The sequence below is a fragment of the Streptomyces lincolnensis genome (assembly GCF_001685355.1).
GTDB lineage: Bacteria > Actinomycetota > Actinomycetes > Streptomycetales > Streptomycetaceae > Streptomyces > Streptomyces lincolnensis.
Genome location: NZ_CP016438.1, coordinates 1,930,598 through 1,957,046, shown reverse-complemented (window position 1 = coordinate 1,957,046; position 26,449 = coordinate 1,930,598). Strand labels below are relative to the sequence as shown.

The 26,449-nt window shown below is 72.8% G+C and carries 25 protein-coding genes; 12 read left to right on the top strand and 13 right to left on the bottom strand.

Features of this window, described 5'->3' with window-relative positions; genetic code table 11:
• Nucleotides 1-51 precede the first annotated feature (51 nt).
• A complete protein-coding gene (locus SLINC_RS08595; protein ID WP_067428785.1) occupies nucleotides 52-1,311 on the bottom strand; it encodes a glycoside hydrolase family 18 protein in 1,260 nt (419 codons plus the stop codon).
• 352 nt (nucleotides 1,312-1,663) lie between these two features.
• On the opposite strand from SLINC_RS08595, the gene SLINC_RS08590 reads away from it, so the two are divergent.
• A complete protein-coding gene (locus SLINC_RS08590) occupies nucleotides 1,664-2,836 on the top strand; it encodes an acyl-CoA dehydrogenase family protein (protein WP_067428783.1) in 1,173 nt (390 codons plus the stop codon).
• A gap of 440 nt (nucleotides 2,837-3,276) precedes the next feature.
• On the opposite strand, the gene SLINC_RS08585 is transcribed toward SLINC_RS08590, so the two are convergent.
• Nucleotides 3,277-3,711 carry a hypothetical protein gene (locus SLINC_RS08585; RefSeq protein ID WP_067428780.1) on the bottom strand — a complete coding sequence of 145 codons (435 nt, stop codon included), beginning with the start codon at nucleotides 3,709-3,711 and terminating at the stop codon, nucleotides 3,277-3,279.
• 269 nt (nucleotides 3,712-3,980) lie between these two features.
• Between SLINC_RS08585 and SLINC_RS08580 the strand changes: the two genes are divergently transcribed.
• The 4 genes from SLINC_RS08580 (at nucleotide 3,981) to fxsA (ending at nucleotide 8,097) form a co-directional block, all read left to right on the top strand.
• Entirely contained in the window at nucleotides 3,981-4,421 is a 441-nt protein-coding gene (locus SLINC_RS08580; RefSeq protein WP_067428764.1) for an Lrp/AsnC family transcriptional regulator, read from the top strand.
• Between the two features lie 76 nt (nucleotides 4,422-4,497).
• Nucleotides 4,498-6,099, top strand: coding sequence for an amidohydrolase (locus tag SLINC_RS08575; RefSeq protein WP_067428761.1), 1,602 nt, complete (start codon nucleotides 4,498-4,500; stop codon nucleotides 6,097-6,099).
• 558 nt (nucleotides 6,100-6,657) lie between these two features.
• Nucleotides 6,658-7,458 carry a polyprenol monophosphomannose synthase gene (locus SLINC_RS08570; protein ID WP_067428758.1) on the top strand — a complete coding sequence of 267 codons (801 nt, stop codon included), beginning with the start codon at nucleotides 6,658-6,660 and terminating at the stop codon, nucleotides 7,456-7,458.
• A gap of 72 nt (nucleotides 7,459-7,530) precedes the next feature.
• Entirely contained in the window at nucleotides 7,531-8,097 is a 567-nt protein-coding gene (fxsA, locus tag SLINC_RS08565; protein WP_067428755.1) for an FxsA family membrane protein, read from the top strand.
• 164 nt (nucleotides 8,098-8,261) lie between these two features.
• Here the strand turns inward: fxsA and SLINC_RS08560 are convergent, their stop codons facing one another.
• The 4 genes from SLINC_RS08560 to yczE form a co-directional block, all read right to left on the bottom strand.
• A complete protein-coding gene (locus SLINC_RS08560) occupies nucleotides 8,262-8,636 on the bottom strand; it encodes an RNA polymerase-binding protein RbpA (protein ID WP_003977404.1) in 375 nt (124 codons plus the stop codon).
• A 267-nt stretch (nucleotides 8,637-8,903) separates the two neighbouring features.
• On the bottom strand, nucleotides 8,904-10,271 hold the full coding sequence (locus tag SLINC_RS08555) for an MFS transporter (RefSeq protein ID WP_067428752.1): 1,368 nt from the start codon (nucleotides 10,269-10,271) through the stop codon (nucleotides 8,904-8,906).
• A 56-nt stretch (nucleotides 10,272-10,327) separates the two neighbouring features.
• A complete protein-coding gene (locus SLINC_RS08550) occupies nucleotides 10,328-11,095 on the bottom strand; it encodes a glycerophosphodiester phosphodiesterase family protein (protein WP_067428749.1) in 768 nt (255 codons plus the stop codon).
• Nucleotides 11,092-11,751, bottom strand: coding sequence for a membrane protein YczE (gene yczE / locus SLINC_RS08545; protein ID WP_067428746.1), 660 nt, complete (start codon nucleotides 11,749-11,751; stop codon nucleotides 11,092-11,094). Before yczE ends, SLINC_RS08550 begins: the two co-directional genes overlap by 4 nt.
• A gap of 99 nt (nucleotides 11,752-11,850) precedes the next feature.
• On the opposite strand from yczE, the gene SLINC_RS08540 reads away from it, so the two are divergent.
• Entirely contained in the window at nucleotides 11,851-13,359 is a 1,509-nt protein-coding gene (locus tag SLINC_RS08540) for an SCO1417 family PLP biosynthesis transcription factor (RefSeq protein ID WP_067428743.1), read from the top strand.
• Nucleotides 13,360-13,426: 67 nt separating this feature from the next.
• Here the strand turns inward: SLINC_RS08540 and SLINC_RS08535 are convergent, their stop codons facing one another.
• A complete protein-coding gene (locus tag SLINC_RS08535) occupies nucleotides 13,427-15,001 on the bottom strand; it encodes a hypothetical protein (protein WP_067428740.1) in 1,575 nt (524 codons plus the stop codon).
• 44 nt (nucleotides 15,002-15,045) lie between these two features.
• Nucleotides 15,046-15,240, bottom strand: coding sequence for a hypothetical protein (locus SLINC_RS08530; RefSeq protein ID WP_015661880.1), 195 nt, complete (start codon nucleotides 15,238-15,240; stop codon nucleotides 15,046-15,048).
• Between the two features lie 213 nt (nucleotides 15,241-15,453).
• Here SLINC_RS08530 and SLINC_RS08525 point away from each other — a divergent pair, with 213 nt between their 5' ends.
• The 5 genes from SLINC_RS08525 (at nucleotide 15,454) to SLINC_RS08505 (ending at nucleotide 20,947) form a co-directional block, all read left to right on the top strand.
• Nucleotides 15,454-15,846 (top strand): ankyrin repeat domain-containing protein, encoded by a 393-nt coding sequence (locus SLINC_RS08525; protein ID WP_067428737.1) that lies wholly within the window; start codon nucleotides 15,454-15,456, stop codon nucleotides 15,844-15,846.
• A gap of 300 nt (nucleotides 15,847-16,146) precedes the next feature.
• Nucleotides 16,147-17,568: a hypothetical protein gene (locus SLINC_RS08520; RefSeq protein WP_067428730.1), complete on the top strand. Its 1,422-nt coding sequence runs from the start codon at nucleotides 16,147-16,149 to the stop codon at nucleotides 17,566-17,568.
• A 186-nt stretch (nucleotides 17,569-17,754) separates the two neighbouring features.
• Nucleotides 17,755-18,894, top strand: coding sequence for a glycosyltransferase family 4 protein (locus tag SLINC_RS08515; RefSeq protein ID WP_067428727.1), 1,140 nt, complete (start codon nucleotides 17,755-17,757; stop codon nucleotides 18,892-18,894).
• A complete protein-coding gene (locus SLINC_RS08510) occupies nucleotides 18,891-20,108 on the top strand; it encodes a glycosyltransferase (protein ID WP_067428725.1) in 1,218 nt (405 codons plus the stop codon). Before SLINC_RS08515 ends, SLINC_RS08510 begins: the two co-directional genes overlap by 4 nt.
• On the top strand, nucleotides 20,105-20,947 hold the full coding sequence (locus tag SLINC_RS08505; RefSeq protein WP_067428722.1) for an SGNH/GDSL hydrolase family protein: 843 nt from the start codon (nucleotides 20,105-20,107) through the stop codon (nucleotides 20,945-20,947). Before SLINC_RS08510 ends, SLINC_RS08505 begins: the two co-directional genes overlap by 4 nt.
• Nucleotides 20,948-20,981: 34 nt before the next feature.
• Here the strand turns inward: SLINC_RS08505 and SLINC_RS08500 are convergent, their stop codons facing one another.
• From SLINC_RS08500 to SLINC_RS08480, 5 genes are all read right to left on the bottom strand, one after another.
• Nucleotides 20,982-21,851 (bottom strand): 5-oxoprolinase subunit C family protein, encoded by an 870-nt coding sequence (locus tag SLINC_RS08500; RefSeq protein ID WP_067428719.1) that lies wholly within the window; start codon nucleotides 21,849-21,851, stop codon nucleotides 20,982-20,984.
• Nucleotides 21,848-22,513, bottom strand: a complete 666-nt coding sequence (gene pxpB, locus SLINC_RS08495; protein ID WP_067428716.1) for a 5-oxoprolinase subunit PxpB — start codon at nucleotides 22,511-22,513, stop codon at nucleotides 21,848-21,850. Before pxpB ends, SLINC_RS08500 begins: the two co-directional genes overlap by 4 nt.
• Entirely contained in the window at nucleotides 22,510-23,268 is a 759-nt protein-coding gene (locus SLINC_RS08490; protein WP_067428713.1) for a LamB/YcsF family protein, read from the bottom strand. The genes pxpB and SLINC_RS08490 overlap by 4 nt, the downstream gene beginning before the upstream one ends.
• Before the next feature lie 68 nt (nucleotides 23,269-23,336).
• Nucleotides 23,337-24,206 (bottom strand): putative hydro-lyase, encoded by an 870-nt coding sequence (locus SLINC_RS08485; RefSeq protein ID WP_079164457.1) that lies wholly within the window; start codon nucleotides 24,204-24,206, stop codon nucleotides 23,337-23,339.
• On the bottom strand, nucleotides 24,203-25,504 hold the full coding sequence (locus SLINC_RS08480; RefSeq protein WP_067428710.1) for an MFS transporter: 1,302 nt from the start codon (nucleotides 25,502-25,504) through the stop codon (nucleotides 24,203-24,205). The genes SLINC_RS08485 and SLINC_RS08480 overlap by 4 nt, the downstream gene beginning before the upstream one ends.
• 130 nt (nucleotides 25,505-25,634) lie before the next feature.
• Here SLINC_RS08480 and SLINC_RS08475 point away from each other — a divergent pair, with 130 nt between their 5' ends.
• Nucleotides 25,635-26,339 carry a GntR family transcriptional regulator gene (locus SLINC_RS08475; RefSeq protein WP_067428707.1) on the top strand — a complete coding sequence of 235 codons (705 nt, stop codon included), beginning with the start codon at nucleotides 25,635-25,637 and terminating at the stop codon, nucleotides 26,337-26,339.
• Nucleotides 26,340-26,449 lie beyond the last annotated feature (110 nt).

Genomic DNA, 26,449 nt, shown 5'->3' with positions numbered 1-26,449 from the left:
AGTTGGGGCGGAGGCTCGTGGTCCCCCGCCCCAAGTCCCCGATGGGCGCGGCTAGTTGATGGCCTTGATCAGCTCGCCGCCCGTGGTGTCCCCGCTCAGCTCCCAGAAGAAGGTGCCGCCCAGGCCCTGCTGGTTCTTGTACGCCATCTTCGTGGCGATGGTCGCGGGGGTGTCGTAACTCCACCAGTTGTTCCCGCACTTGGCGTACGCGGTGCCGGCGACCGTCCCCGTCGCCGGGCACTTCGTCTTCAGCACCTTGTAGTCGTCGATGCCCTGTTCGTACGTCCCGGTGGCCGGCCCCGTCGCGGTGCCGCCCGGCGCCGACTGGGTGACGCCGGTCCAGCCGCGGCCGTAGAAGCCGATGCCGAGCAGCAGCTTGGAGGCCGGGATGCCGAGCCCCTTGAGCTTCGTGATGGTCGCCGAGGTGTGGTAATTCCCCTTCGGGATGCCGGAGTACGAGGTGAGCGGCGAGTGCGGGGCCGTCGGCCCGGCCGCGTCCCAGGCGCCGAAATAGTCGTAGGTCATGGGGTTGTACCAGTCGACGTACCGGGCGGCGCCCGCGTAGTCGGCCGCGTCGATCTTGCCGCCGGGAGTCGCGTCGGCGGTGATCGCCGCGGTGACGAGGTTGCCGGAGCCGAACTTCGCCCGCACGGCCTGCATCAGGTCCCTGAACGCCGTTCGGCCGCTGGTGTCACAGGTGGCGCCGCAGGCGTTCGGGTACTCCCAGTCGAGGTCGATGCCGTCGAAGACGTCGGCCCATTTCGAGTTCTCGACCAGGTCGTAGCAGGACTGGGCGAAGGCGGCGGGGTTCTTCGCCGCGTCACCGAAGCCGCTCGACCAGGTCCATCCGCCGAAGGACCACAGGACCTTGAGGCCGGGGTGCTTCTTCTTCAGCTCGCGCAGCTGGTTGAAGTTCCCGCGCAGCGGCTGGTCCCAGGTGTCGGCGACACCGTCCACGGACTCGGCCGCGGTGTAGGTGCGGTCGGTCGCCGCGTAGGCGTCGCCCATCGCGCACTTGCCGCCGGTGACGTTGCCGAAGGCGTAGTTGATGTGGGTGAGCCTGGCCGCCGAGCCCGACGTCTCGATGTTCTTGACGTGGTACTTGCGGTCGTAGGTGCCCCATTCGGTGAAGTAGCCGACGACCTTGGAGCCGGCGGCCTTCGCCTTGGGGGCTTGGGCTTGGGCTGCGGACGCCTGCGGCTCGGCCGTCGCGCTGCCGGCTCCGGCGAGCAGGCCGGCGCCGAGGAGGACGCAGCAGGCGGCGGACAGCAGCGCCCGCAACCGGGTGCGGGGGCGGTGGGACGTGTGCATCGGGTGTCACCTCGTGGGGGAGAGGGGAGGGCGCGCGTCGATTGGCATGAACGCGATGATGCGCTGGCCTGAAACGGTAGGAGGACTAGACCAGTACGTCAATGGTTCGGACCAATCCCGGAGTCGGGTCCTCCGGAGCGGCTTTCCCGGCACGAGGTGCAGGTTTCCTGAAGTAAGCGGTCGTTAACTCGTGACGGCATGCCTGCGATCGGGCATACTCACAGCGCACAGCCGCTGGTCAGCAGCTTCCGCGACCCGGAAGTGCGAGCCCCGGCGGCACCAGTGAGACCCGGCGGACCCGCCCCCACCCCAAGGGCCCCCGCCCGTGCCCGAGAGGGAGAGGAGCGTCGCCATGCCCGACCGCGCCCCGCAGCAGGTGGACCGTCAACTGCCCACCGACGAGGCCCGGGAGCTGATCTCGCTCGTCCGCGACATCGCGCAGCGCGAGATCGCCCCGAAGGCGGCCGAGGAGGAGGACGCGGGACACTTCCCGCGCGAGGTCTTCGCCCTGCTCTCCGCATCCGGACTGCTCGGCCTGCCGTACGACGCCGAGTACGGCGGCGGGGAGCAGCCCTACGAGGTCTATCTCCAGGTTCTCGAAGAGCTCGCCGCGGCCCGCCTCACCGTCGGCCTCGGCGTCAGCGTGCACACCCTGGCCTCCTACGCGCTCGCCGCCTACGGCACCAAGGAGCAGCAGGTCGAACACCTGCCCGCGATCCTCGGCGGCGGCCTGCTGGGCGCCTACTGCCTGTCGGAGCCGTCCTCCGGCTCCGACGCGGCCTCACTGCGCACCAAGGCGGTGCGCGACGGCGACCACTGGGTGATCACCGGCACCAAGGCCTGGATCACCCACGGCGGGATCGCCGACTTCTACACGGTCATGGCCCGCACCGGCGAGGAGGGCCCGCGCGGGATCACGGCCTTCCTGGTGCCGGCCGACGCGGACGGGGTGAGCGCCGCACCGCCGGAGAAGAAGATGGGGATGAAGGGCTCGCCGACCGCCCAGGTCCACTTCGACGGGGTCCGTGTCCCCGACGGGCGACGCATCGGTGAGGAGGGCCAGGGCTTCGCGATCGCCCTGTCCGCGCTCGACTCCGGGCGGCTGGGCATCGCCGCCTGCGCCATCGGCCTGGCCCAGTCGGCGCTCGACGAGGCGGTGGCGTACGCGACCGGGCGGGAGCAGTTCGGGCGGCCGATCGCCGACTTCCAGGGGCTGCGCTTCATGCTCGCCGACATGGCGACCCAGATCGAGGCCGGCCGGGCGCTGTACCTGGCGGCCGCACGCCTCAGGGACACGGGGCGGCCGTTCGCCAAGCAGGCGGCCATGGCCAAACTGCACTGCACCGACACCGCGATGCGGGTCACCACCGACGCCGTGCAGATCCTCGGCGGCTACGGATACACCGCCGACTTCCCGGCCGAGCGCTACATGCGCGAGGCCAAGGTGCTTCAGATCGTCGAGGGCACCAACCAGATCCAGCGGATGGTCATCGCCCGTCATGTAGCGGGTCCCGAGACCCGCTGAACTGGCCCGGCCGGACCTGGGGCGCGGCCAGCCGTGCCCACTCCGGGTCGTGGCGCCCCGGCAGGGTGCGGCCACGGTCGGCCCAGGTGCGCAGCAGATCCTGGTAGATGGGCGGATCCTGGACCGGCGGCGTACGCGGAACCGATTCTGCGACGGCGGCGAGCGGTGCCGGCACGAACAGGCGGCGGTGCCCCGTCGTCGAGTAGGTAGGGGTCATACCAGGGCAACGCGGCGATCCGAGGGCAGGTCACCCGTCCCCGGAATCGCCCGTGCGTTCACGGGCGTCCAGGATGAAGTCCCGTCCTGCGGCGCCTGCCTGACATTCCGTCACGCACGCCTCGACAGCTGCTGCTCGGCTCGCCCTCCGGGCACACTGAATCCGCGCCACGGCGTGCTGCGACCCGTGGCGCGGGTCAGTCACGGAGCTGGGGCGAGGCCGCTCAGGCGGCGTGGCGCCGCATGACCGGCACCCTGATGGGGCGGGAGCCCGGGCCGCCGACGTGCGAGAAGGGCTGGGTCCGCCAGTCGAGTCCCTGAGGGAGCGTCAACAGCAGGGCCGTGTCCTGCTCCTGGGGCTCGGCCGACTCGTCGGCGGAGCGGGCCTCGGTGGCCCTGCGGCCCGTACCGGCGCAGACCGTGAGGCCGAACGGGTTCCACGGTGAGGCGCACAGCGCGTGCTCCGGCAGGACCTCCTCGTCCGCCAGCAGCGCGATGGGCTGCGTGCAGTCCGGGCAGATCACCCGGTACATCTCGAAGGTGTCGTACGCGTCGACCTCGTCGTCGTAGGCGTCGGGTTCGACGCCCTCCGGCTCGGGATCGATCACTGCCTGGAGCCGCTTGGGTGCGGTGCGACCAGGGCGCTTAAGACTCTGCATTGGGTTCTCCCCCTCGGGCTGGGCCGTGACGGCGCTGCGGCCTCGACCACAGCAAGCACTTCCCGCCCCGAATCGGCGGTAATCACGAGAACATCACGGAGCCTGTTCGGGGTGTGTGGCGTTCGTCACATGCCACCGGGAGGTGCCCGGGGGCGGCCGCTTTGTCCCCCGGACGGCTCACAGGGCACTCGCGGCCACATCACGAACAGGGCATGACCTGCGCCGCTCAGGTATCCGAGGAGATCGGCCGCACTGTAGGTTCTTGCGCCATGGAGGAGCTCGACCGACAGATCGTGCAGCTGCTCGTCAGGGACGGGCGGATGAGCTACACAGACCTGGGCAAGGCCACGGGGCTGTCCACGTCGGCCGTGCATCAGCGCGTGCGGCGGCTGGAGCAGCGGGGGGTCATCCGCGGGTACGCCGCCGTCGTCGATCCCGAGGCCGTCGGGCTGCCGATGACCGCGTTCATCTCCGTGAAGCCGTTCGACCCGAGCGCGCCGGACGACATCGCGGAACGGCTCGCCGACGTGCCGGAGATCGAGGCGTGCCACAGCGTGGCGGGCGACGAGAACTACATCCTCAAGGTGCGAGTGTCCACGCCGCACGAACTGGAGGAGCTGTTGGCCCGGTTGAGGTCGTTGGCGGGGGTCTCCACACGGACGACGGTCGTGCTGTCGACGCCGTACGAAGCGCGGCCGCCGCGGATCTGATCGCCGCGGAGCCGATCCGCCGTCACGGGGTGACCCGTGTGCGGAGACGGCGGGGCGAGGCGCGAGACTGTTCCCCATGAGTGAGCGTGCCGCCGAACCGAACACCGTCCTGCTCCGCCGCGGGGAAGTCCACAGCCCCGCCGACCCCTTCGCCACGGCGATGGTCGTGGAGCGGGGGCAAGTGGCCTGGGTCGGGTCCGAGGGGGCGGCCGACGCGTTCACGGACGGCGTCGACGAGGTGGTCGACCTCGACGGGGCGCTCGTCACGCCCGCGTTCACGGACGCGCATGTGCACACCACCGCGACCGGGCTCGCCCTCACCGGCCTCGATCTGTCGGACGCCCCCTCCCTGGAGGCGGCTCTCGCGCTGGTGCGGGACTTCGCCGCCGCCCGGCCGGGCGACCGGGTGCTGCTCGGGCACGGGTGGGACGCGGCCCGCTGGCCCGGTGGCCGTCCGCCGACGCGACGCGAGCTCGACGAGGCGACCGGAGGCCGTCCCCTGTACCTCAGCCGGATCGACGTGCACTCCGCGGTCGTCAGTACGGCCCTGCTGGACCTGACACCGGGACTCGACGCACCGGACGCGCCCCTCACCGCCGACGCCCACCACGCCGTGCGCGGGACCGCCCTGGGCGCCGTCACGGCCGCCCAGCGCACCGAGGCCCAACAGGCCGCCCTCGCCCGTGCCGCGTCCCTCGGGATCGGCACCGTCCACGAGTGCGCGGGCCCCGACATCTCCTCCGAGGACGACTTCACGGGCCTGCTGGACCTCGCCGCGGAGCGGAACGGGCCCCGGGTCGTCGGCTACTGGGCCGAGGAGGACGTTGCGAAGGCACAGCGGCTGGGGGCCGTCGGCGCGGCCGGTGACCTGTTCGTGGACGGCGCCCTGGGCTCGCACACCGCCTGCCTGCACCAGCCCTACACCGACGCCGACCACACCGGCACCGCCTACCTGGACGCGGCCGCGGTCGCCGCGCATGTCGTCGCCTGCACCGAGGCGGGCCTCCAGGCGGGCTTCCACGCCATCGGCGACGCCGCCGTGACCGCCGTGGTGGAGGGCGTGCGCGCCGCCGCGGAGAAGCTCGGCCTCGCCCGGATCCGCGCCGCCCGCCACCGTGTCGAGCACGCCGAGATGCTCACGCCCGAGACGATCGCGGCCTTCGCCGAACTCGGCCTCACCGCCTCCGTCCAGCCCGCCTTCGACGCCCTGTGGGGCGGCGAGGACGGCATGTACACGGAGCGCCTCGGCACCGACCGGGCCCGCCTGCTGAACCCCTTCGCGGCCCTGCTGCGGGCCGGCGTCCCGCTCGCCTTCGGCTCCGACAGCCCGGTCACCCCCCTCGACCCCTGGGGCACCGTCCGCGCGGCCGCCTTCCACCGCACCCCCGAGCACCGCGTCTCCGTGCGCGCCGCGTTCACCGCGCACACGCGGGGCGGCTGGCGCGCCATCGGCCGGGACGACGCGGGCGTCCTGGTACCCGGGGCTCCCGCCGACTACGCCGTCTGGCGCACCGGCGAACTGGTCGTCCAGGCCCCCGACGACCGGGTCGCGCGCTGGTCGACCGACCCCCGCTCCGGCACCCCCGGCCTGCCCGACCTGACCCCCGGCCACGACCTCCCCGTCTGTCTGCGCACCGTGGTGGGCGGCCGGACCGTGTTCGTGCGGCCGAGCGAGTGATCTCCCGGGGTGGCGCACCCCCGTTCGGCCCCCGACGCGCCGTCGCGCGACCTGCGTATCCTCCGCGCTGACCAGGGCTTTGATCAAAGATTCGCAGGTCAAACGGCTGTTGACAGCCGACGGCAGCGGGCCGGTAGGTTCGGCCGGGTCCACCACCGGACGCCCGACGGGGGAACGTCCACCCACTCGTCACGGTGCCGCTGGGTCAGGGACGGTGTACCGCACCGGGGCACCGCCACTGGCAGCCAGGCTCAGCGTCCGCGCCACGGCGAGGGAACGTTCCGTCCGGTCGGGAAGGTGTGACCCGGGTGGGGCCCGGGCGCTCAGTAGACAACGGCTTTCGGTCGACCCGCAGCCAGCGGGCCCCAGGTCGGCCCGAAGGGCGCCGGGCCCCCATCCGCAGCACGCACAGCCCTGGACCGGGCACGCACAGTTCCCGAGCGCGGACTCTTACCCCGCTTTTGTGGAAACGACACCACCATACTTACGTCCTGTCACGTCATCGCAGGCCGCGGCCATTATGGTGGAACATCTGCGTACGGACTTGAAGGGGCAGCAGTGAACGACGGCGACGGGACCCTCGCGGCACAGGACCGGGGGAGGCAGTTCGGGCCGCTCGGCACGGCATTGGTGATCATCCCGACCTACAACGAGGCGGAGAACATCAAGGCGATCGTCGGCCGGGTGCGCAAGGCCGTTCCCGACGCCCACGTGCTGGTCGCCGACGACAACAGCCCCGACGGCACCGGCAAGCTCGCCGACGAGCTGGCGGTCGACGACGACCAGGTCCAGGTCCTGCACCGCAAGGGCAAGGAGGGCCTCGGCGCCGCCTACCTCGCGGGCTTCCGCTGGGGCCTGGAGCACGGCTACGGCGTCCTGATCGAGATGGACGCCGACGGTTCCCACCAGCCCGAGGAACTGCCCCGTCTGCTGACCGCCCTCAAGAGCGCCGACCTGGTCCTCGGCTCCCGGTGGGTGCCCGGCGGCCGGGTCGTGAACTGGCCCAGGTCCCGCGAGATCATCTCCCGCGGCGGCAGCCTCTACTCCCGCCTCGCCCTGGACCTGCCGCTGCGCGACATCACCGGCGGCTACCGCGCCTTCCGCCGCGAGACCCTCGAAGGGCTCGGCCTGGAGGAGGTCGCCTCCCAGGGCTACTGCTTCCAGGTCGACCTGGCCCGCCGCGCGGTCAGGGCCGGCTACCACGTCGTCGAGGTGCCCATCACCTTCGTCGAGCGCGAACTCGGCGACTCCAAGATGAGTCGGGACATCCTCGTGGAGGCCCTGTGGCGGGTCACCACCTGGGGCGTGGGCGAGCGGGTCGGCAAGATCGCGGGCAGGGGCAGGCCCTCACAGCCGTAGCCCCACGTCTTCACAGCAACGGTTGATCACTCCCTTATCCCGTGCTGAGCCGCGCCCAGGCACACTGGACGCATGACGACTGGCGCTCCGAGTCCCACGCACCCCGCCCGACCCCGACGCTCCCGGGTGCGCACCTTCCTGCCGCTGGGCATCGCCGCCTGGCTGGTGCTGGAGATCTGGCTGCTGACCGTGGTCGCGGGAGCGGCGAGCGGGTTCACGGTGTTCCTGATCCTGCTCACCGGCCTGGTCCTCGGCTCGGTGGTCGTGAAGCGGGCCGGCCGACGCGCTCTTCAGAACCTGAACGAGGCGCTGCAACGCGGCGGAGCCCCGTCGGATTCGTCCAACGGCGGCGGCAACGGCCTGATGATGCTGGGCGGTCTGCTCCTGATGATCCCGGGACTGATCTCGGACGTGCTGGGCCTGCTCCTGCTCATCCCGCCGGTCCAGAAGGCCCTCGGCCGCTACGCGGAGCGGACCTTCGACCGCAAGCTCCGCGAGGCCGGAGCGGGCACGCTCGGCGGGGCCTTCCAGCAGGCCCGTATGCACCAGCCCGACGGCAAGGTGGTCCAGGGTGAGGTCATCCGGGACGAGCCGCAGGACGCCCCGCGGGACAGGCAGCGCCCGCCGCTGACCGACTAGCCCCCGGCCGGCCCTGGAGGCTGACCAGCCCCCGGGGCCCCTCGTCCGTCTCGGCCGTCACCGTCTCGCAGGCAGCACGAAAACCGCGGACGCCGCACGTCGACTTCACGTGCCGCGCCCGCGGTGTTTCGCGTGCGTTGTTTGCCGCTCAGGCCCCGGAGGGACTATGCGGACTTGCGGCTGTCCCTCGGATGAACGGCAATGTTCATCGCGCCGGAGCGCAGAACGGCCAGGCGCTCCTCAAGGACCTCTTCGAGTTCCTCTCGGGTACGCCGCTCCATCAGCATGTCCCAGTGCGTACGCGCAGGCTTGGCCTTCTTTTCCTCAGGGCCGTCGCCGTCGACCAGGAGTGCCTGGGCCCCGCAGACCTTGCACTCCCACTCCGGCGGAATCTCCGCCTCGACCGAGAAGGGCATCTCAAACCGGTGCCCCTTCTCGCATGCGTACTCCACGGCCTGGCGCGGGGCCAGGTCGATACCGCGGTCCGTCTCGTAGCTGGTCACCACGAGGCGCGTGCCGCGAAGAGCTCGCTCACTCATGAATCGTGCCTCCCGGGCTTGTCGCCCACAGGACAGGTGTCGCTGTCGTCGTCATCCGGTCAACGTCCGGTCGGCGGTAAAGATTCCCGTCCCGTGTCCCGTTCCGGGTCATGCGTCGCCGTCGTAGCCGCCCCTTGTTGTACCCACCTGCGCCCGGTTTGTCACATCTGCTAGCAGATGTCACCCAGCGTTTCGGCATCTTTGACGCGCAGTAACGGTACGCCTGGCAGGCCAAACGCGTACACTACAGCGCTTTCGCGCAGAACGCTAAATCCTTTCGGGAACCGGGTTGCCCGCGTCGGAGATCGCCTGCCGCACGGGAACCCGCGCGAGCAGCAGAAATCCCAGGACGAAGAAGGCGACCAGGGAGATGATCGCGTCCCGATAACTTCCGGTCAGCTGGTAGGTGAACCCGAACAGCAGAGGGCCCAGCCAGCTCATCCCGCGGTCGCTCAGCTCGTACGCGGAGAAGTACTCGGCCTCCTTGCCGGGCGGGACCAGATGCGAGAACAGCGAGCGGGACAGCGCCTGGCTGCCGCCGAGGACCAGCCCGATCCCGGCGGCCAGGGCGAAGAACCACGCCGGGGCGCCCGCCGGCAGGAAGTAGCCGGCGCCCAGGGTCGCCGTCCACGCGATCAGCGAACCGAGAATCGTCCGCTTGGCCCCGTAGATCCGGGCCAGTCGGCCCATTCCCAGTGCCCCCGCCACCGCGAGCACCTGGACCAGCAGGACGGCGCCGATGAGCGTGGACTGTCCGAGGCCGAGTTCCTCGGAGCCGTAGATCGAGGCCTGGGAGATCACGGTCTGGATGCCGTCGTTGTAGACGAGGTAGGCCAGCAGGAAGGCGAGGGTGAGCGGGTGGCGGCGCATGTCGCGGATCGTCGCCGCGAGCCGGCGGAAGCCGGGGACGGCCGCCTCGCCGGCCGCCTCCCCGGGGGGTTTCGACTCGATGCGGCGGTCGCGCAGCCGTCGCAGGGGAACGAGAGCGAAGCCGCCCCACCACAGACCGGCCGAGGCCAGGCAGATGCGGACGGCCGCGCTCTCGGTGAGGCCGAAGGACTCGTGGCCGGTGTACAGGACGAGGTTCACGACCAGGACCAGCGACCCGGCCGCGTAGCCGAAGGCCCAGCCCCGGGAGGAGACCGCGTCGCGCTCCTCGGGCGGGGCGATCTGGGGCAGGTAGGAGTTGTAGAGCATCGACGCGACGGACTGCGCCGCGTTCGCCACGATCAGCAGGACACCGCCGAGGAGATAGCGGTCGCCGCCGAGGAAGAACATGGCCGTCGTGGCCGCGGCCCCGGTGTAGGCGGCGGCCGCCAGGAGCGGCTTCTTGCGCCCGCTGCGGTCGGCGGCGGCCCCCACCAGGGGCATCACCAGGACCGCCACGATCACCGACAGGGACACGGAGTACGCGAAGAACGATCCGGCGCGCACCGGGATCCCCAGCGGATGGACGAAGCCGTCCGCGTCCGCCGCGTTCTCGGCCACCGAGGTGAGATAGGGGCCCAGGAAGACGGTGAGCACGCTGGTCGAGTAGACCGAGCAGGCCCAGTCGTAGAAGTACCAGCCGCGTTGCTCGCGCCGTCGCTCGGCGGCCCCGTCGGCCGGCCCCGTCCGCACGGTGTCGGTGCCCACCCGTGCCCCTCGCTTCCCCGTGAAGGTGCCGCGCGAGGGCGGTGGGCGGCGGGGGTTCAGACCCAGACGCCGCGGTCCTCCATGACCTTGCGCAGTGTGTCGATGTGATCGGTCATGATGCCATCGACTCCCAGGTCCAGAAGCCGGTGCATGCGCTCCGGTTCGTTGACCGTCCACACGTGCACCTGCAACCCGCGCGCGTGGGCGGTGCGCAGGAAGCGGTGGTCCACCACCTGGATGCCCGACTGGGCCTCGGGGACCTGCGCGGCGACCGCGGACCGGCGTACCGCGGCCGGCAGTCCCCAGGAGCGCAGCCGCAGGTTGAGCACGCCCCGGGTGCCGTAGGAGGTGGCCAGGCGGGGGCCGGCCAGCTGTTGGGCCCGGATGATGCGGGCCTCCACGAAGGAGCCGAGGCAGACGCGGTCCCAGGCGTTGGTGCGCTCGACCAGGTCCAGGAAGGGCAGGAGGGCCGGTTCCGCCTTGACGTCGACGTTCCAGCGGGCCTCGGGGAAGGTCTCCAGGAGCTCCTCGAAGAGCGGCACCGGCTCCTTGCCCGCCACGCGCGCGTGCCGTACGTCCTTCCAGGGCAGGTCCGCTATCCGGCCCGCGCCGTCGGTCACGCGGTCCAGGGTGGCGTCGTGGAAGGCGACGAGCCTCCCGTCCGCGGTGGAGTGGACGTCGGTCTCCAGATAGCGGTAGCCCGCCTCGACCGCGCGCCGGAACTGGAGCGTGGTGTTCTCCAGGCCGTCCGCGGCCCCGCCCCGGTGGGCGAAGGCGATCGGGCCGGGATGGTCGAGGTAGGGGTGGCGTATCCGCGAGGTCACGGTCGCAGTATCGCCCCACGCGGTTGCCCGGTGGCAACGACCGTGCTGCCGTCGGATGCCGGGGGAACGGCGAACACGCGCAGGAAGAGCTGGGCGAGCGGCCCGATCGACACCGCGTACAGGAGCGTGCCGACGCCGATCGTGCCGCCCAGCACGAAGCCGGTGACGACGACCGCCACCTCGACGCCGGTCCGCATCAGACGGATCGAGCGGCCGGTGCGCCGGTGGAGACCGGTCATCAGCCCGTCGCGCGGGCCCGGTCCGAAGCGGGCGGCGATGTACAGGCCGGTGGCCGCGCCGTTGAGCACGATGCCCGCGACCAGCAGCGGGATCCGCGCGGCCAGGCCGTGCACCTCGGGGACCACGGCGAGCGCGCCGTCCATGGCGATGCCGACCACGAAGACGTTGGAGACGGTGCCGAGGCCGGGCCGCTGGCGCAGCGGGATCCACAGGAGCAGCACCGCGGCGCCGACGATGATCGACACGACGCCGATCGTCAGGCCGGTGAGCTCGGCGAGCCCCTGGTGGAGCACGTTCCAGGGTTCCAGCCCCAGTCCCGCCTCGACCAGGAGGGCCGAACTCGCCCCGTACAGCGCGAGACCGGCGTACAGCTGGATCAACCGTCGCCCGAGGCGGCTCGGACCGTTCGTGGACAAGAGGTCCCCCTGTTGGTGGTAGTGGCCTGACCCATGACACCCTGTGGCTTGGGTGGAAGTGTCATCCATGGCCAATTCGGGGAAGGTGGACTGATTTCCATGGCGCAGTGGACCTCGGCGATGGGGGCGGTGCAGCTTGCTCGGCTGCTCAACTCCCAGCAGGACCGTCCGGCCGGCCCCGGCACGCGCCGCCCGCCCGCCTACCGCGCGCTGGCCGACGGCATCCGGCTGCTGGTGCTCGAAGGGCGCGTCCCGGTGGCCGCCCGCCTGCCCGCCGAACGTGAACTCGCCCTGGCCCTGTCCGTCAGCCGTACGACGGTCGCGGCGGCCTACGAGGCCCTGCGCTCCGAGGGGTTCCTGGAGTCCCGGCGGGGCGCGGGCAGCTGGACGGCGGTCCCGGCCGGGAACCCGCTGCCCGCCCGCGGCCTCGAACCGCTGCCGCCCGAGGCACTCGGGTCGATGATCGACCTCGGCTGCGCCGCTCTCCCCGCACCGGAACCCTGGCTGACCCGCGCCGTCCAGGGCGCCCTGGAGGAACTGCCGCCGTACGCCCACACGCACGGCGACTATCCGGCCGGGCTGCCCGCGCTGCGCGCGATGATCGCCGAGCGCTACACCGCGCGCGGGATCCCGACGATGCCCGAGCAGGTCATGGTGACCACGGGAGCGATGGGCGCCATCGACGCCATCTGTCATCTCTTCGCCGGGCGCGGCGAGCGCATCGCTGTCGAGTCGCCCTCCTACGCCAACATCCTCCAGCTGATGCGCGAGGCGGGCGCCCGGCTGGTGCCCGTGGCCATGGCCGAGGGGCTCACCGGCTGGGACATCGACCGCTGGCGGCAGGTGCTGCGGGACGCGGCACCCCGGATCGCGTACGTCGTCGCCGACTTCCACAACCCGACCGGCGCGCTCGCCGACGACGACCAGCGGCGGCAGCTGGTGGAGGCGGCGCGGTCGGCCGGGACGGTGCTGGTGGCCGACGAGACGATGAGCGAGTTGTGGCTGGACGCGGAGATGGAGGGCGCGATGCCGCGGCCGGTGTGCGCGTTCGACCCGGCCGGGTCCACGGTGATCACCGTCGGGTCGGCGAGCAAGGCGTTCTGGGCGGGGATGCGGATCGGGTGGGTGCGGGCGGCGCCGGATGTGATCCGCAGCCTGGTCGCGGCGCGGGCCTACGCGGATCTGGGGACCCCGGTGCTGGAGCAGCTGGCCGTGAACTGGCTGTTCAGTACGGGCGGATGGGCTCAGGCCGTGGAGGTGCGGCGGGAGCAGGCCCGGGGGAACCGGGACGCGTTGGTGGCGGCGGTGCGCAGGCAGCTGCCGTCGTGGGAGTTCGAGGTGCCCAAGGGCGGGCTCACCCTGTGGGTGCGGGCGGGCGGACTGTCCGGGTCCCGGCTCGCGGAGGTGGGGGAGCGGGTGGGGGTGCGGGTGCCGTCCGGGCCGCGGTTCGGGGTCGACGGGGCCTTCGAGGGGTATGTGCGGCTGCCGTTCACCGTGGGGGGCGCGGTGGCCGAGGAGGCTGCTGCTCGGTTGGCGGCGGCGGCTCGGCTTGTGGAGAGCGGGGGAGCGGCAGGGGGTGGGGAGGCGCCTCGGACGTTCGTGGCGTGAGCCGGGGGCCGCGCGGGTGGGTGGGGTCGCCGCCCGCGCAGCCGGGTCGCCGCCCGCGCGGCCGGAGCTACGAGGTCTCGGCCGCCACGGGCTCCGTCGGTACCGCGTCCGGCAGGTTCTCCCCGTCCGCCGGAGTCGTGCGCGCGGGGAGCAGGGCCAGGACCGCCTGGCGGTCCGTGTCGCTGGTCGCGTCGTCGTAGGGGTCCGGGGTGGCGGGGACCTGGAGGCGGTGCACCGGGCCGGCGCCCAGACGGGCGTAGCCGCGGCCCGGGGGGACGTGGGCGACCGGGGTGGTGTGGGGGCGGGCTCCGAGGACGGCTTCGAGCTGGTCCGTGGTCGCCGGGCCGAGGACGACACGCGCGCGCGTGTGCTGGCGTACGGGATCGCTGAGGGCGTCGGCGCTGTCGAACTGCTCGGCCACGATCACCGTGACGTTCGCCGCGCGGCCGTGCCGCAGGGGCACCTGGAGGAGGGACTGCGGGTCCTTGCGGCCGTCCGCCGCGGCCAGCGGTGCGAAGGCGCTCGGGCGGTCGACGAGGATCCACAGGGGACGCCGGGTGTCCTCGGGCGGTGGGTCACCCGCCTGCCGGGCGCGGTTGGCGGCGATGAGCCGGCGCTCGGTCTCGGCGGCGGCCCATTCCAGGCTCGCCACGGTCCCGGCCAGCGCGCACTCGACCGCGAGGACGCCGTCCCGGCCGGTCAGACAGGCGTACTCGCCGGTGCCGCCGCCCTCGACGACGAGGACGTCGCCGTACTGGAGGGCCTGGAGGGCGATCGAGCGCAGCAGGGTGGAGGTGCCGCTGCCGGGCTGGCCCACCACCAGCAGATGCGGCTCGGTGGAACGGATGCCGGTGCGCCAGACGACCGGCGGAACGTCACGCCGCTCCTCGCCGTGGGTGAGCGGGAGCGTGCGCTGGACCTGGGAGGGGTCGGTGAAGCCGAGAACCGTCTCGCCGGGGGCGGTGACGAAGCGCTGGGCGGCGATGTCGGTGGGCAGCGGGGGCAGTGCGGTGACCGTGAGCTGGTTGCCCTCCTCGTCCCAGGCGAAGTGGTACTCGCGGCCCCGGCCCGACTTGGCGTGCAGCAACTGCTCGATGCGGGCCCGGGACTCGGCCTCGCCGTCGGTGAAGTACGCGGGATAGCGGATCACGAGGTGGGCGCAGCGGCCCGTCTCGTCGAACTCGTAGGCGGGGAAGGCCTTCTCCCACTCGCCGCCGTGGGCGTACAGCGGGGCCGGGTCCTCGGCGGCCGAGAAGTAGGGGACCAGAGCCTCGTACAGCGACTTCAGGCGCTGCGTCTGGGACTCGTCCGGCCCCTCGGGCTCGGGCTCGCCGCGGTCCCGGCCCTGCCAGGCCGCCGCCGCCATCAGGGTGATGGCGGCGAGCAGCGGGCCGTACGGAGCCAGCGCCACGACCAGGACCACCGAGGCCACCAGGAACAGCAGCGGGCCGCGCTTGTCCTTGGGGGTGTCGGCCCACTTGCGCCGCCCGGCCGATGCCAGCCGGCGCAGCCCGCGGGTGATCGTGATCAGCGGGTGGAGGACGTCGGTGGCGCTGTCCGCCGCCGTCCGGGCCAACTCCCGGCTCCTGGCGATCTGCGCGCTGCCGTTGCTCAGAATGCGGGGGAGGGGGCGCCGGGCCACTGCTGTCTCCTGGAGGTGCGTACGGGCGTGGGCGGGCGGGGGTGTCAGAACTTGATACCGCCGAGGAGGCTCGCCAGGCTCTCGCCGCCGGCCTTGATGCTCGGGGCGATGGCCGTGCTCGCGAGGTAGAAGCCGAAGAGCGCGGCCACCAGGGCGTGCGATGCCTTGAGCCCGTCCTTCTTGAAGAAGAGGAAGACGATGATGCCGAGCAGGACCACACCTGAGATGGACAGGATCATTTGGGGTCTCCTGGTTCGTGGGGACAGTCACCATGAGTACTTCCAGCATCACAGCATGTATCCATACGATAAAAGGTGCAACCGGGTGAATTTCGGTGAATTTCACCCCTGTGGGCGAGCTGCTCCGGGCCGGTTGAGCAGGGGCTCACGCGGCGCGCGAGCCAGTACCCTGTCGGTTCATCCGAACGGTTGAAACGAGAGGCGGTCCGGCCGATGAGCGAAGCCCCCGACCCCGAGGTCGTGGAGCTGGCGACCAAGATCTTCGATCTGGCCCGGCAGGGGCAGACCGAGGCACTGGTGGCGTACGTCGACGCGGGCGTTCCGGCCAACCTCACCAACGACCGCGGCGACTCCCTGCTGATGCTCGCCGCCTACCACGGTCACGCCGAGGCCGTACGTGCCCTGCTCGCCCGGGGCGCCGAGGCCTCCCGCATCAACGACCGGGGCCAGAGCCCGCTCGCGGGGGCCGTCTTCAAGGGCGAGGAAGAGGTGATCAGGGCTCTGCTGGAGGCCGGTGCCGATCCGGCGGCGGGCACGCCGTCGGCCGTCGACACGGCCCGCATGTTCGGCAGGACACAGTTGCTCGAGTTGTTCGGCGCACACTGACAAGGACTCCCTGACCAGGGAAATCACAGAAAACGGGGGAGGCGGTAACGGGCCGCCGAAATTTCGGTCGCGGCAGACGGAAGTGCCGAGTCATCATGACGTCGTGGTTCACGGACACGATGGCTGGGCAGGTGATGCCGCACCGCGTGGGCCGTGATGCGGTCCGCATGGGCCACCGACGAGAGGCAGAGGAAGATGGCTTACAGCAAGCAGGAAACGGCGGGCGCCCCGACGTGTTGTCACGCGGCCAGGTAATGCAGGTCCCCGGTTGCGTCGACGCTTGATGTGAGGCTGTTTCCCATGTTCGATCCGGTCATAGCGCCCAGCGGTACGCTGCTCGGCCTGCTCCAGCGGGGCCGCGGCGACGGCACGCTGCACGCGCTCACCGCCCCCCGAGCCGAGGCGCTCGCGGCGCTGAACCACTGTGTGCTGCGCGATCCCCGCCACGACTGGCAGGTGGAGAACCGCTCCCTCTACTACGCCCGGCTCTTCCTCGACCTGAACGGCGAGCTGGACGAGATCGAGGCCCACCTCTTCGACGTCGTCGAGGACACCTTCGACACCGAGGAGTCACGCACCGGGCTCGCCCTGGCGGTCCTCGGCCACCTCGCCTCCTACGGCAGGCGGGACGCGCTCGAACTGCTGCGCAGGTACGCCGCCTCCGGCTCCAACTGGGCCTGGGCCCTGGACGAGCTGGCGCTGCGCGACGACGACGCCGGGCTGCGGGCCCTCGCGGCGCCCGTCCTGGCACGCTTCACGACCGACGCCGAGGGCGAGGCCGAGCTGGCCGCCGCCGTGCGCGACTCCTTCGAGCCGCGGCCCTGGCGACTGTGGGCCGACGACTCGCGCCCCTCCATCGCCACGCGCGTGCGTGCCGCCCAGGAGACCGGCTGTTTCGACCGCTGGCAACGGCAGATGCGACCTACCGGACCCCGTCCGGGGTGGAGCGTGCAGGCCGTTTTCGAGTGGGCCCAGCAGGGCATGGAGCGGGGTGCCGCGCTCCATGTGCCCGCCGCCCGCTGTCTCACCGCCGTCGCGGGACCGGAGGACCGGCCGGAAATCGTCCGGGCCGCCCTGGAGGGCACCGACGGAGCCCGCTGCACCGCCCTGCGCTATCTCGCCGACAGCAACGATCCGGACGCCTTCGACCTGATCGAGGCCGCCGTGGTCACCGGCTCACCGGCCGTCGTGGAGGCCGCGACGGACGCCTTCGAACGCATGTGCAGTGTCGCCGCGGTCGACCGGGCCCGCGGCTGGGCCCGACGGCCCGATCCCCTCGGCGCCGCCGCCGGACGCGTGCTCGCCTGCCGGGGCGCCGCCCAGGACAGCGACCTGGTCCTCACGGCCCTGAGGGAGGCCGTACGGGGCGACGGGCCGGACGCGCCGACCCTGTGGACCCTCGTCGACGGCACCGGACGGCTCGGCATCGCCTGCGCGGCCCCCGTCCTGCGCCACATCTACCGCGAGACCGCCTCCTCGCATCTGCGCGGCCGGGCCGCTCACGCCCTGGCCGCCACCGATCCCTCCTACGCCACCGGGTTCGCCGTCGAGTGCCTGTGGGACTGCGAGGAGACCACCCGCGAGATCGCCGCCCGGTACGCCGAGACCGGTGACGCCCGGGTCGTGGAACGGCTGCGCAGGCTCGCCGCCGATCCGGCCGAGGAGGCCGAGGTCCAGACCGCCGTCCGCAGCCGTATCGGACCCGACGCGACCACCATGTGAGCCCTCCGACCGGGGGCGCCCGACGGACAGTTCGCGCCCCCGGATGAACACGGGGTGACCCGCGGGTCAGCCGGGCATGGACGGCGCCCGACCTGCTCAGGTGCGCAGCGGAACGCTCACGGGACGTTTGTCGTTCGGAAAGATCCACTTTGACGCGGGCACGTCCGGTACGGCGACAACACGGGTATGCGTGTCGTCATCGTGACCGAGTCCTTTCCCCCCGATGTGAACGGCGTGGCCCACTGCGCGTTCCAAACCGCCCGGCACCTCGTAGACCGTGGTCACTCTCCGCTCGTCGTCGCGCCGGCCACCGCGGCCGGTACCGGGACCGGGACCGGCGTGGACACCCTCGCGCCGTGCCCCGTCGTCCGTGTCCCCTCCCTCCCCCTCCCGGGCTACCCCCAGGTCCGCGTCGCCCTCCCCAGCCGGCGCGTGGCCGCGGCGATCGCCGAGCACCGTGCCGACGTCGTCCACCTGGCCAGCCCCTTCGTCCTCGGCGTCCGCGGCATGGCCGCCGCCGCCCGGCTCGGCATCCCCGCCGTGGCCGTCTACCAGACCGACCTCGCCGGATACGCCCGCACCTACGTCCACGCGGGAGAGGCCGCCGCCTGGCGCCGTATCCGTTCCGTCCACGCCGCCGCCGACCTCACCCTCGCCCCGTCCAGCGCCGCCCTGCACGACCTGGAGGCACACGGTGTGCCCCGGGTGAAGCTGTGGGCGCGGGGCGTGGACACCGTCCGCTTCCGTCCCGACCTCCGGGACGAGGCCCTGCGCCGTGAACTCGCCCCGAACGGCGAGCTGCTCGTCGGCTACGTCGGCCGGCTCGCCCCCGAGAAGCAGGTCGAACTCCTGGCCGGCGTCTGCGGCCTGGACGGGGTCCGGGTCGTGGTGGTCGGTGACGGACCGAGCCAGCCCTCACTCGGCGAAGCCCTGCCGGGTGCCGTCTTCCTCGGGCGCCGCACCGGCGACGAACTCGCCCGGATCTTCGCCTCGCTGGACGTCTTCGCGCACACCGGCCCCTTCGAGACCTTCTGCCAGACCGTGCAGGAGGCCATGGCCAGCGGTGTGCCCGTGGTCGCGCCCGCCGCCGGCGGCCCGCTCGACCTGGTCGCCCACGGGCGCACCGGGCTCCTGGTCCCGCCGCGCGACGCGGCCGCCGTACGGGACGCGGTGTGGTCCCTGGCCGCCGACCCCGGACTGCGCGCCGCGTACGGGAGCGCCGCCCGCAGGATGGTCGAGGGGCGCACCTGGGCGGCCGTCGGCGACCAGCTCATCGGGCACTACACCGATGTGCTCGCCGGACGCAGGACGGCGGTGGCGGCATGAGCACGGCAGGCACCCGCAGCACCCGCCGCGAGGCGCTGCGCATCGTGCGCCTCGCGAACTTCGTCGCGCCCGCCTCCGGCGGGCTGCGCACCGCCCTGCGCGAACTCGGCAAGGGCTACAAGGCGGCCGGGCACGAACCCGTGCTCGTCGCCCCCGGCGAGCACGCGAGCGACCGCGAGACCGAGCAGGGACGCGTGATCACCCTGCCCGGACGGCTGCTGCCGGGCACCGGCGGCTACCGCGTCCTCACCGACAGGCGACGCGTGGCGGCACTCCTGGAGGAGCTGGCCCCCGACCGCCTGGAGGTCTCCGACCGTACGACCCTGCGGTGGACCGGCAGGTGGGCGCGGCGCGCCCGCGTCCCCGCCGTGATGGTCTCCCACGAGACCGCCGACGGGGTCCTGCGCACCTGGGGCCTGTCCGAGGGCACGGCCCGGCGGGCCGCCGACGCCCTCAACGTCCGTACGGCACACACCTACGCGCGCGTGGTGTGCACCACGGAGTTCGCCGAGCGGGAGTTCGTGCGGATCGGGGCCCGCAACGTCGTACGGGCGCCGCTGGGCGTCGACCTGCTGGAGCGGCACCCCGCGCTGCGCTGCCCCAGGCTGCGCGACCGGTACGCGCGGGCCGACGAGACCCTCCTGGTGACGTGCACCCGGCTGTCCGTGGAGAAGCGTCCCGGGACCGCGCTGGACGCCCTGGAGGAACTCGTGCGGCGCGGCCGGCGGGCGGTGCTCGTGGTGGCCGGGGACGGGCCGCTCAGGCCGCGGCTGGAACAGCGGGCGCGGGAGCGCGGGCTGCCGGTGACCTTCCTCGGGCACGTGTCCGACCGCGGGCTGCTGGGCGCCCTCCAGGCGTCCGCCGACGTGTGTCTGGCTCCGGGGCCCGCCGAGACGTTCGGGCTGGCCGCTCTGGAGGCGATGGCCTGCGGCACGCCCGTCGTGGTCAGCGCGTCGTCCGCGCTGCCCGAGGTGATCGGCTCCGCCGGGGCCGTCGCCGCCGACCGGGGCGGCGCCTTCGCGGACGCCGTGGACCTGCTTCTCGGACAGTCCGTGGCCGAACGGCGCGAAGCCGCACGCGCGCGTGCGGAGTGCTTCGGCTGGGACACGGCGGTCGCGGCCTTCCTCGCCGCGCACGACGCGTCGGCACCCGTGCCGCACACCCAGGTCGGGTCCGCCCCCGTGCGGCCCTTCGTGCCCGGTGGCGTGGCATGAGAGCCCCGCGGTTCGTGGCGCTCGGCGACTCGCTGACCGAAGGCGTGGGCGACCCCGTCGGCGACGGGTGGCGCGGCTGGGCCGCCCTGCTCGCCGACGGGCTCGCCGAGGGGGCGGTGGAGTTCACCAACCTCGCGGTCAGCGGGTCGCAGACCCGTGACGTGCTGGAGCGGCAGCTGCCCGCCGGGCTGGCCCTGCGGCCGGACGTCGTGTCCGTCGTGATCGGCGTCAACGACACCCTGCGCTGCACCTTCGACATCCGGGCCGTCGCCGCGCGCCTGGACGCGGTGTACGCGGCCTTCACCGAGCAGGGCGCGGTCCTGCTCACGGCCTGTCTGCCGGATCCCGGCGCGATGCTCGGGCTGCCGGGCGCCCTGTCGCGACCACTGGCCCGGCGGCAGCGGGCCGTCAACGCCGTGGTCCACGCGCTGTCCGAGCGGCACGGGGCCGTGCACCTGCACGCCAGCGAGGGTGCCTGGCTGACGGACCGCGCGATGTGGAGCGCCGATCGGCTGCATCCCGGCGAGCGGGGGCACCGGCAGCTGGCCGTGCGCTTCCACGCGGTGCTGGCCGAGCGGGGGCTCGCGAGAGGGACCGCTCCGTCGCCCGAGCCGGAGTTCCCGGCGCCCACGAAGTCGGCGAGCCTGTGGTGGCTGGCCACGGCGGGTACCGGTTGGATGGCCCGGCGGTGCACCGATCTGCTGCCTCAGCTGCTGACGCTGGCCGCCGACGAGATGCGGCACCGGGCGCGGGGGACGAGCGCGCGGCTCGATCTGCGGGCCTCCGCGGCGGTGTCGGCGGCGCTGGCGGGGCTGTCCGTGGAGCCCGATGCGGCGTGAGTGCTCCGGCGGACCCGCACCCGCCCCGGGCGGCTCAGCGGCGGCGTACTTCCACGAAGCGGACCGGAGTTCCCGGAGCGACCTGGGCCGCGGCCGCGAGGTCCTGGTCGCGGACGACCGCGATCACCGGGTAGCCGCCGGTGGTCGGGTGGTCGGCCAGGAAGACCACGGGACGCCCGTCGGGCGGAACCTGGACGGCGCCCAGGACCATGCCCTCGCTGGGGAGTTCGCCGGGCCGGGCCCGGTCCAGGGCCGGACCCTCCGTGCGCAGCCCGATGCGGTTGCTCGCGGAGGACACCCGGTACGTCCGTGAGGTGAAGGTCCGCAGGGCCTGAGCGGTGAACCAGTCGTCGCGCGGGCCCGGCGTGACCCGCAGGACGAGTTCGGCCGGGGGAGCCGGCTGCGGGGCCACGTCCACGCGCGCGTGCAGCCCTTCCGGGTTCCCCAGCGGGAGCACGGTGCCGTCCGCGAGCGGCGGTGGGCCGAGCCCGGACAGGAGATCGGTGGAGCGGCTGCCGAGGACCGGCTCCACGGCGACACCGCCGGCGACGGCCACATAAGCGCGTACGCCCGTCAGGACCGCGCCGACCTCCAGGAGCGCGCCGCCGGGCACGCGCACCGGCGCCCCCCACGCGACCGCGCGTCCGTCCACCGTGACCGGGCAGGGCGCGCCCGCGACCGCCACGGTGACCGTCGAACGGGGCCGCACCGCGCAGCCGTTGAGCGTGGTCTCCAGGACGGCGGCCCCGGGCCGGTTGCCCACCAGACGGTTGGCGAGGGCCGCCGCGGGAGCGTCCAGCGCGCCCGAACGGGGCACGCCCAGGTGGGCGTGGCCGGGGCGCCCCTGGTCCTGCACGGTGGTGAGCGCGCCGGCGCGCACGACGAACAGCGCGCGGTCCGTCATGCGCTGCCTGCCGGAGTCGCCGGCACGTCCGCCGGTCCCGTGGGGCCCGCCGGCGTCACCGGAACGAACCGCACACCCGTGCCCGGTGACAGCAGCGCGGCCGGTACGCGCGTGTGGTCCCACAGCACGGCGTCCGTGGTGCCGATCAGTTGCCAGCCGCCCGGGGACGAGCGCGGGTACACGCCCGTGTACGGGCCCGCAAGGGCCACCGAACCCGCGGGGACCGCAGTGCGGGGTGTGGCGCGGCGCGGGACGTCGTAGCGCGGCGGCAGACCGGTGAGGTAGCCGAAGCCGGGCGCGAAGCCGCAGAACGCGACGCGGAACGCGGTGCCCGAGTGGATCCGGGCCACCTCCTCCTCGGCCACACCCCAGTGCGCCGCCACGTCGGCCAGGTCGGGACCGTCGTAGCGCACCGGGATGTCCACGACGTGCCCCGCGCGCGGGACGACGGCCGGGATCTCCCAGGCCCTGAGGTCGGCGGCCAGCCGGGACGGGTCGTCCAGGCCGTCGAGGAGGACCGTACGGGCGGCGGGGACGATCTCGCGGACGGTGAGCAGGCCCTCGGCGCGCCGGCGCAGCAACTCCGCGTGCAGGGCCTGGGCCTCCTCGTCCGAGGCGACCTCGACGAGCAGGGCGCCGTCACCGACGGGTAGTGCCCTCATACGAAGGCCTCCACGCGGACCCCGGACGCCTCCAGGCGCTCCCGCACGCGGCGGGCCAGGTCCACCGCGCCGGGTGTGTCCCCGTGCAGGCACAGGGACCGTGCGCGCACCTCGATGCGCGAGCCGGACAGCGCGGTGACCGTGCCGTGGAGGGCCAGGTCCACCGAGCGCGCCACGACGGCCTGCGGTTCGGTGACCACGGCGCCGTCCCGGTCGCGCGGCACGAGCGTGCCCTGATCGGTGTACGCCCGGTCCGCGAACGCCTCCGTCACCGCCGGCAGCCCGGCCTGGCCGGCCAGCGTCAGCAGGCGCGAGCCGGGCAGCCCCAGCACGGGCAGGGTGGGGTCCGCGAGGAGCACCCCGGCGACGACCGCACCGGCCTGCTCCTCGTCGTGCACGACCCGGTTGTAGAGCGCGCCGTGCGGCTTGACGTACGACACCCGAGAACCCGCCGCGCGCGCGAACACCTCCAGGGCGCCGATCTGGTAGGCGACCTCGGCCGTCAGCTCGGCGGACGGCACGTCCATCGCGCGGCGTCCGAAGCCGGCCAGGTCCCGGTAGGAGACCTGGGCGCCGATCCGTACGCCGCGCTCGGCCGCCAGCTCGCACACCCGCCGCATGGTGGCCGCGTCCCCGGCGTGGAAACCGCAGGCCACATTGGCGCTGGTGACGACGGACAGCAACTGTTCGTCGTCGGTCAGCCGCCAGCGGCCGAAGCCCTCGCCGAGGTCGGCGTTCAGATCGATGGAGGCCATGACTCCGTCGTGTCTCCTTGTCCGCTCGTGTTGTCGTCAGTGTGTCGTCGTCCGTGCGTGTCGTCCCGTCAGGCCACGCGGTACTGCTCGTCGCGCGCGTCGGTGAGGAACATCTGTCCGGGTGCGTGGGTGAGGGCGAACGGCGGACGCGAGGCCATCACCGCGGCCTGCGGGGTCACACCGCAGGCCCAGAACACCGGGATGTCGTCCGGTTCGAGGTCCACCGGATCGCCGAAGTCGGGGCGGCCGAGATCGTCGATGCCCAGCGACGCGGGATCGCCGCAGTGTACGGGGCTGCCGTGCACCGCCGGGAGCAGACTGCTCTCCCGGATCGCGGCCGCCAGATGCTCCGGCGGCACCGGCCGCATGGACACCACCAGGGGACCGCGCAGCCGTCCCGCCGGACGGCACTGGCGGCCGGTCGTGTACATCGGGACGTTGCGGCCCTGCTCGATGTGCCGGAGCGGCACGCCCGCCCCGGACAGCGCCCACTCGAAGGTGAAACTGCACCCGATCAGGAACGTCACCAGGTCGTCCCGCCAGTAGCCGCGCACGTCCGTCGGCTCGTCCACCAGCTCGCCGTCCCGCCACACCCGGTAGCGCGGCAGGTCGGTGCGCAGGTCGGCGCCGTCCGCGAGAACGGTGGTCCGGTCTCCGGGGTCGGTGACGTCCAGGACCGGGCAGGCCTTGGGGTTGCGCAGACAGAACTGCATCATGTCGTACGCCCAGTCCGCCGGCAGCGAGATCAGGTTGACCTGGGTGTGGCCCGCCGCGACGCCCGCGGTGGGGCCCGCCAGGCCCGCGCGGAAGCGGGTCCGGGCCTCGGCCGGGCTCCACGCGTGCGCGTGCTCGTCGACGAGGGTCAGGGGGAGGTCGCCGGCCATGTGCGTCGCGGGGGCGCCGATGAGGGTCGTGAGACGGTCGTCCGTGCGGTTCATGTGAGTTCCTTCCCACGGGTCTCCGGCAGCCCCAGCAGCGCCAGGGCCGCGATGCCGTAGCCGATCGCGCCGAAGACCAGGGCCCCGCCGACGCCCCAGCTGTCGGCCAGGAAGCCGACCGTGGTGGGGAAGATCGCGCCCACGGCTCGGCCGGCGTTGTACGTGAAGCCCTGTCCGCTGCCCCGCACGGCCGTCGGGTACAACTCGCTCAGGAAGGACCCGAAGCCGCTGAAGATCGCCGACATGCAGAACCCCAGCGGGAAACCGAGCACCAGGAGCAAGGTGTCGGCACCGCTCGGGATGTTCCCGTACGCCACGATGCACACGGCGGACAGCAGCGCGAAGAGCCAGATGTTGCGCCGGCGGCCGAGGCGGTCGGTGAGATAGCCACCGGTCAGGTAGCCGAGGAAGGCGCCGGAGATCAGGAACGTCAGATAGCCGCCGGTGTTGACGACCGACAGGCCGCGCTCGCTCTTCAGATACGTCGGCACCCAGGTGGCGAGGGTGTAGTAGCCGCCCTGGACGCCGGTGGAGAGAAGTCCGGCGAAGATCGTGGTGCGCAGCAGGTCCGGTTTGAAGATCGCCTTGAAGGAGCCCTTGCCGGCGTTCTTCTCCCGCACCGCGACCGCCGAGGGCGCGTCCTGCACCCGGCGCCGCATCCAGACGACCAGCACCGCGGGGAGCGCGCCGGTCCAGAACATCACCCGCCAGGCCACGTCGTCGTCGAAGACCGAGAAGACCAGCGTGTACACGATCACGGCCAGCGCCCAGCCCACCGCCCACGAGCTCTGGATCACGCCGAGCGTGCGGCCCCGGTGCTTGGCGCTCGCGTACTCGGCGACCAGGATCGCGCCGACCGCCCACTCGCCGCCGAAGCCGAGTCCCTGGAGGGCGCGGAAGACCAGCAGGGTCTCGAAGTTGGGGGCGAAGCCGCAGGCGACGGTGAAGACCGCGTAGGTGATCACCGTGATCATCAGCGCCCTGACCCGGCCGAAGCGGTCGGCCATCACCCCCGCCAGGGCGCCGCCGATCCCGGAGGCGGCCAGCGTGACGGTCGTGAAGAGGCCGGTCTGGCCGCTGTTCAGGCCGAAGTACGCGGCCAGCGCGACCATGCTCAGCGGCAGCGTGAAGTAGTCGTAGGAGTCCAGCGCATAGCCGCCGAACGCGCCGGCGAAGGCGCGGCGGCCGCGCGGGCCGAGAGCCCGCAGCCAGCCCAACGCCCCGTCGTCGGCGGGGGGTTCGTGCGGTGCGGTGGGGGCGTCGGTCGTGACTGCCTGCGGTGGAGGGGTCGTGCTCATGGGCACCTCGCAGAAGGGGACGGAGGGTGCGGAGCTTGAACCGTGCGGTGGACAGTAAGGTAGAGGATCGTTGAACGATCCTTCAATACCCCTGTTGTTTCGTTCTCGTGTCTGCGGTTGAATTCCGGGCATGGCGGAACAGCTGAGCGGACTGGCCGACGACCGGGCCCTCCTGGGGCGCACCAGCACGGCCGAGCGGGTCTCGGACATCCTCAGGAGCCGCATCGCCGAGGGCTTCTTCCCGCCGGGGACCCGGCTCTCGGAGGACAGCATCGGGGGCGCGCTCGGCGTCTCCCGCAACACGCTGCGCGAGGCGTTCCGGCTGCTCACCCACGAACGCCTGCTCGTCCACGAGCTGAACCGGGGCGTCTTCGTCCGGGTGCTGACCGTGGAGGACGTGGAGGACATCTACCGCACCCGCGGCCTCGTCGAGTGCGCCGTCGTACGGGACCTCGGGGAGCCGCCCTACGCCCTCGACGGCCTCGCCGAGGCCGTGGCCGAGGGACAGCGGGCCGTACGCGAAGGTGACTGGAAGGTGCTGGGTACGGCCAACATCCACTTCCACCGCGAACTCGTCGCCCTGGCCGGCAGCGACCGCACCGACGAACTGATGCGCAGTGTCTTCGCCGAACTCCGCCTCGCCTTCCACGTCGTGGACGACCCCCGCCGCCTGCACGAGCCGTATCTGGCCCGCAACCAGCAGATCCTCGGAGCGTTGCAGGCGGGCGACAAGACGGAGGCCGAAAAGCTCCTCGCGGTATACCTGAGCGACTCCCTGGAACGGGTCGTCGAGGTCTACAGGCGGCGTGTGGGGGAGGGCGAAGCCCTCCTCTGAGGGGCGCGGGGCTGTATCCATGTGCGGCTCCGCCGCGTGGGCGCGACAAGCCCCCACCGGCCCGCACCCAAGGAACAACCGGTGGTCGCCCGGCCAACCGCCGGAGGCGA

Bases quoted from the DNA above. Each gene is read 5' to 3' on its own strand.
- SLINC_RS08595 (WP_067428785.1), bottom strand. From the start codon at position 1,311: ATGCACACGTCCCACCGCCCCCGCACCCGGTTGCGGGCGCTGCTGTCC.
- SLINC_RS08590 (WP_067428783.1), top strand. From the start codon at position 1,664: ATGCCCGACCGCGCCCCGCAGCAGGTGGACCGTCAACTGCCCACCGAC.
- SLINC_RS08585 (WP_067428780.1), bottom strand. From the start codon at position 3,711: ATGCAGAGTCTTAAGCGCCCTGGTCGCACCGCACCCAAGCGGCTCCAG.
- SLINC_RS08580 (WP_067428764.1), top strand. From the start codon at position 3,981: ATGGAGGAGCTCGACCGACAGATCGTGCAGCTGCTCGTCAGGGACGGG.
- SLINC_RS08575 (WP_067428761.1), top strand. From the start codon at position 4,498: ATGAGTGAGCGTGCCGCCGAACCGAACACCGTCCTGCTCCGCCGCGGG.
- fxsA (WP_067428755.1), top strand. From the start codon at position 7,531: ATGACGACTGGCGCTCCGAGTCCCACGCACCCCGCCCGACCCCGACGC.
- SLINC_RS08560 (WP_003977404.1), bottom strand. From the start codon at position 8,636: ATGAGTGAGCGAGCTCTTCGCGGCACGCGCCTCGTGGTGACCAGCTAC.
- SLINC_RS08540 (WP_067428743.1), top strand. From the start codon at position 11,851: ATGGCGCAGTGGACCTCGGCGATGGGGGCGGTGCAGCTTGCTCGGCTG.
- SLINC_RS08530 (WP_015661880.1), bottom strand. From the start codon at position 15,240: ATGATCCTGTCCATCTCAGGTGTGGTCCTGCTCGGCATCATCGTCTTC.
- SLINC_RS08525 (WP_067428737.1), top strand. From the start codon at position 15,454: ATGAGCGAAGCCCCCGACCCCGAGGTCGTGGAGCTGGCGACCAAGATC.
- SLINC_RS08520 (WP_067428730.1), top strand. From the start codon at position 16,147: ATGTTCGATCCGGTCATAGCGCCCAGCGGTACGCTGCTCGGCCTGCTC.
- SLINC_RS08515 (WP_067428727.1), top strand. From the start codon at position 17,755: ATGCGTGTCGTCATCGTGACCGAGTCCTTTCCCCCCGATGTGAACGGC.
- SLINC_RS08510 (WP_067428725.1), top strand. From the start codon at position 18,891: ATGAGCACGGCAGGCACCCGCAGCACCCGCCGCGAGGCGCTGCGCATC.
- SLINC_RS08505 (WP_067428722.1), top strand. From the start codon at position 20,105: ATGAGAGCCCCGCGGTTCGTGGCGCTCGGCGACTCGCTGACCGAAGGC.
- SLINC_RS08500 (WP_067428719.1), bottom strand. From the start codon at position 21,851: ATGACGGACCGCGCGCTGTTCGTCGTGCGCGCCGGCGCGCTCACCACC.
- pxpB (WP_067428716.1), bottom strand. From the start codon at position 22,513: ATGAGGGCACTACCCGTCGGTGACGGCGCCCTGCTCGTCGAGGTCGCC.
- SLINC_RS08490 (WP_067428713.1), bottom strand. From the start codon at position 23,268: ATGGCCTCCATCGATCTGAACGCCGACCTCGGCGAGGGCTTCGGCCGC.
- SLINC_RS08485 (WP_079164457.1), bottom strand. From the start codon at position 24,206: ATGAACCGCACGGACGACCGTCTCACGACCCTCATCGGCGCCCCCGCG.
- SLINC_RS08480 (WP_067428710.1), bottom strand. From the start codon at position 25,504: ATGAGCACGACCCCTCCACCGCAGGCAGTCACGACCGACGCCCCCACC.
- SLINC_RS08475 (WP_067428707.1), top strand. From the start codon at position 25,635: ATGGCGGAACAGCTGAGCGGACTGGCCGACGACCGGGCCCTCCTGGGG.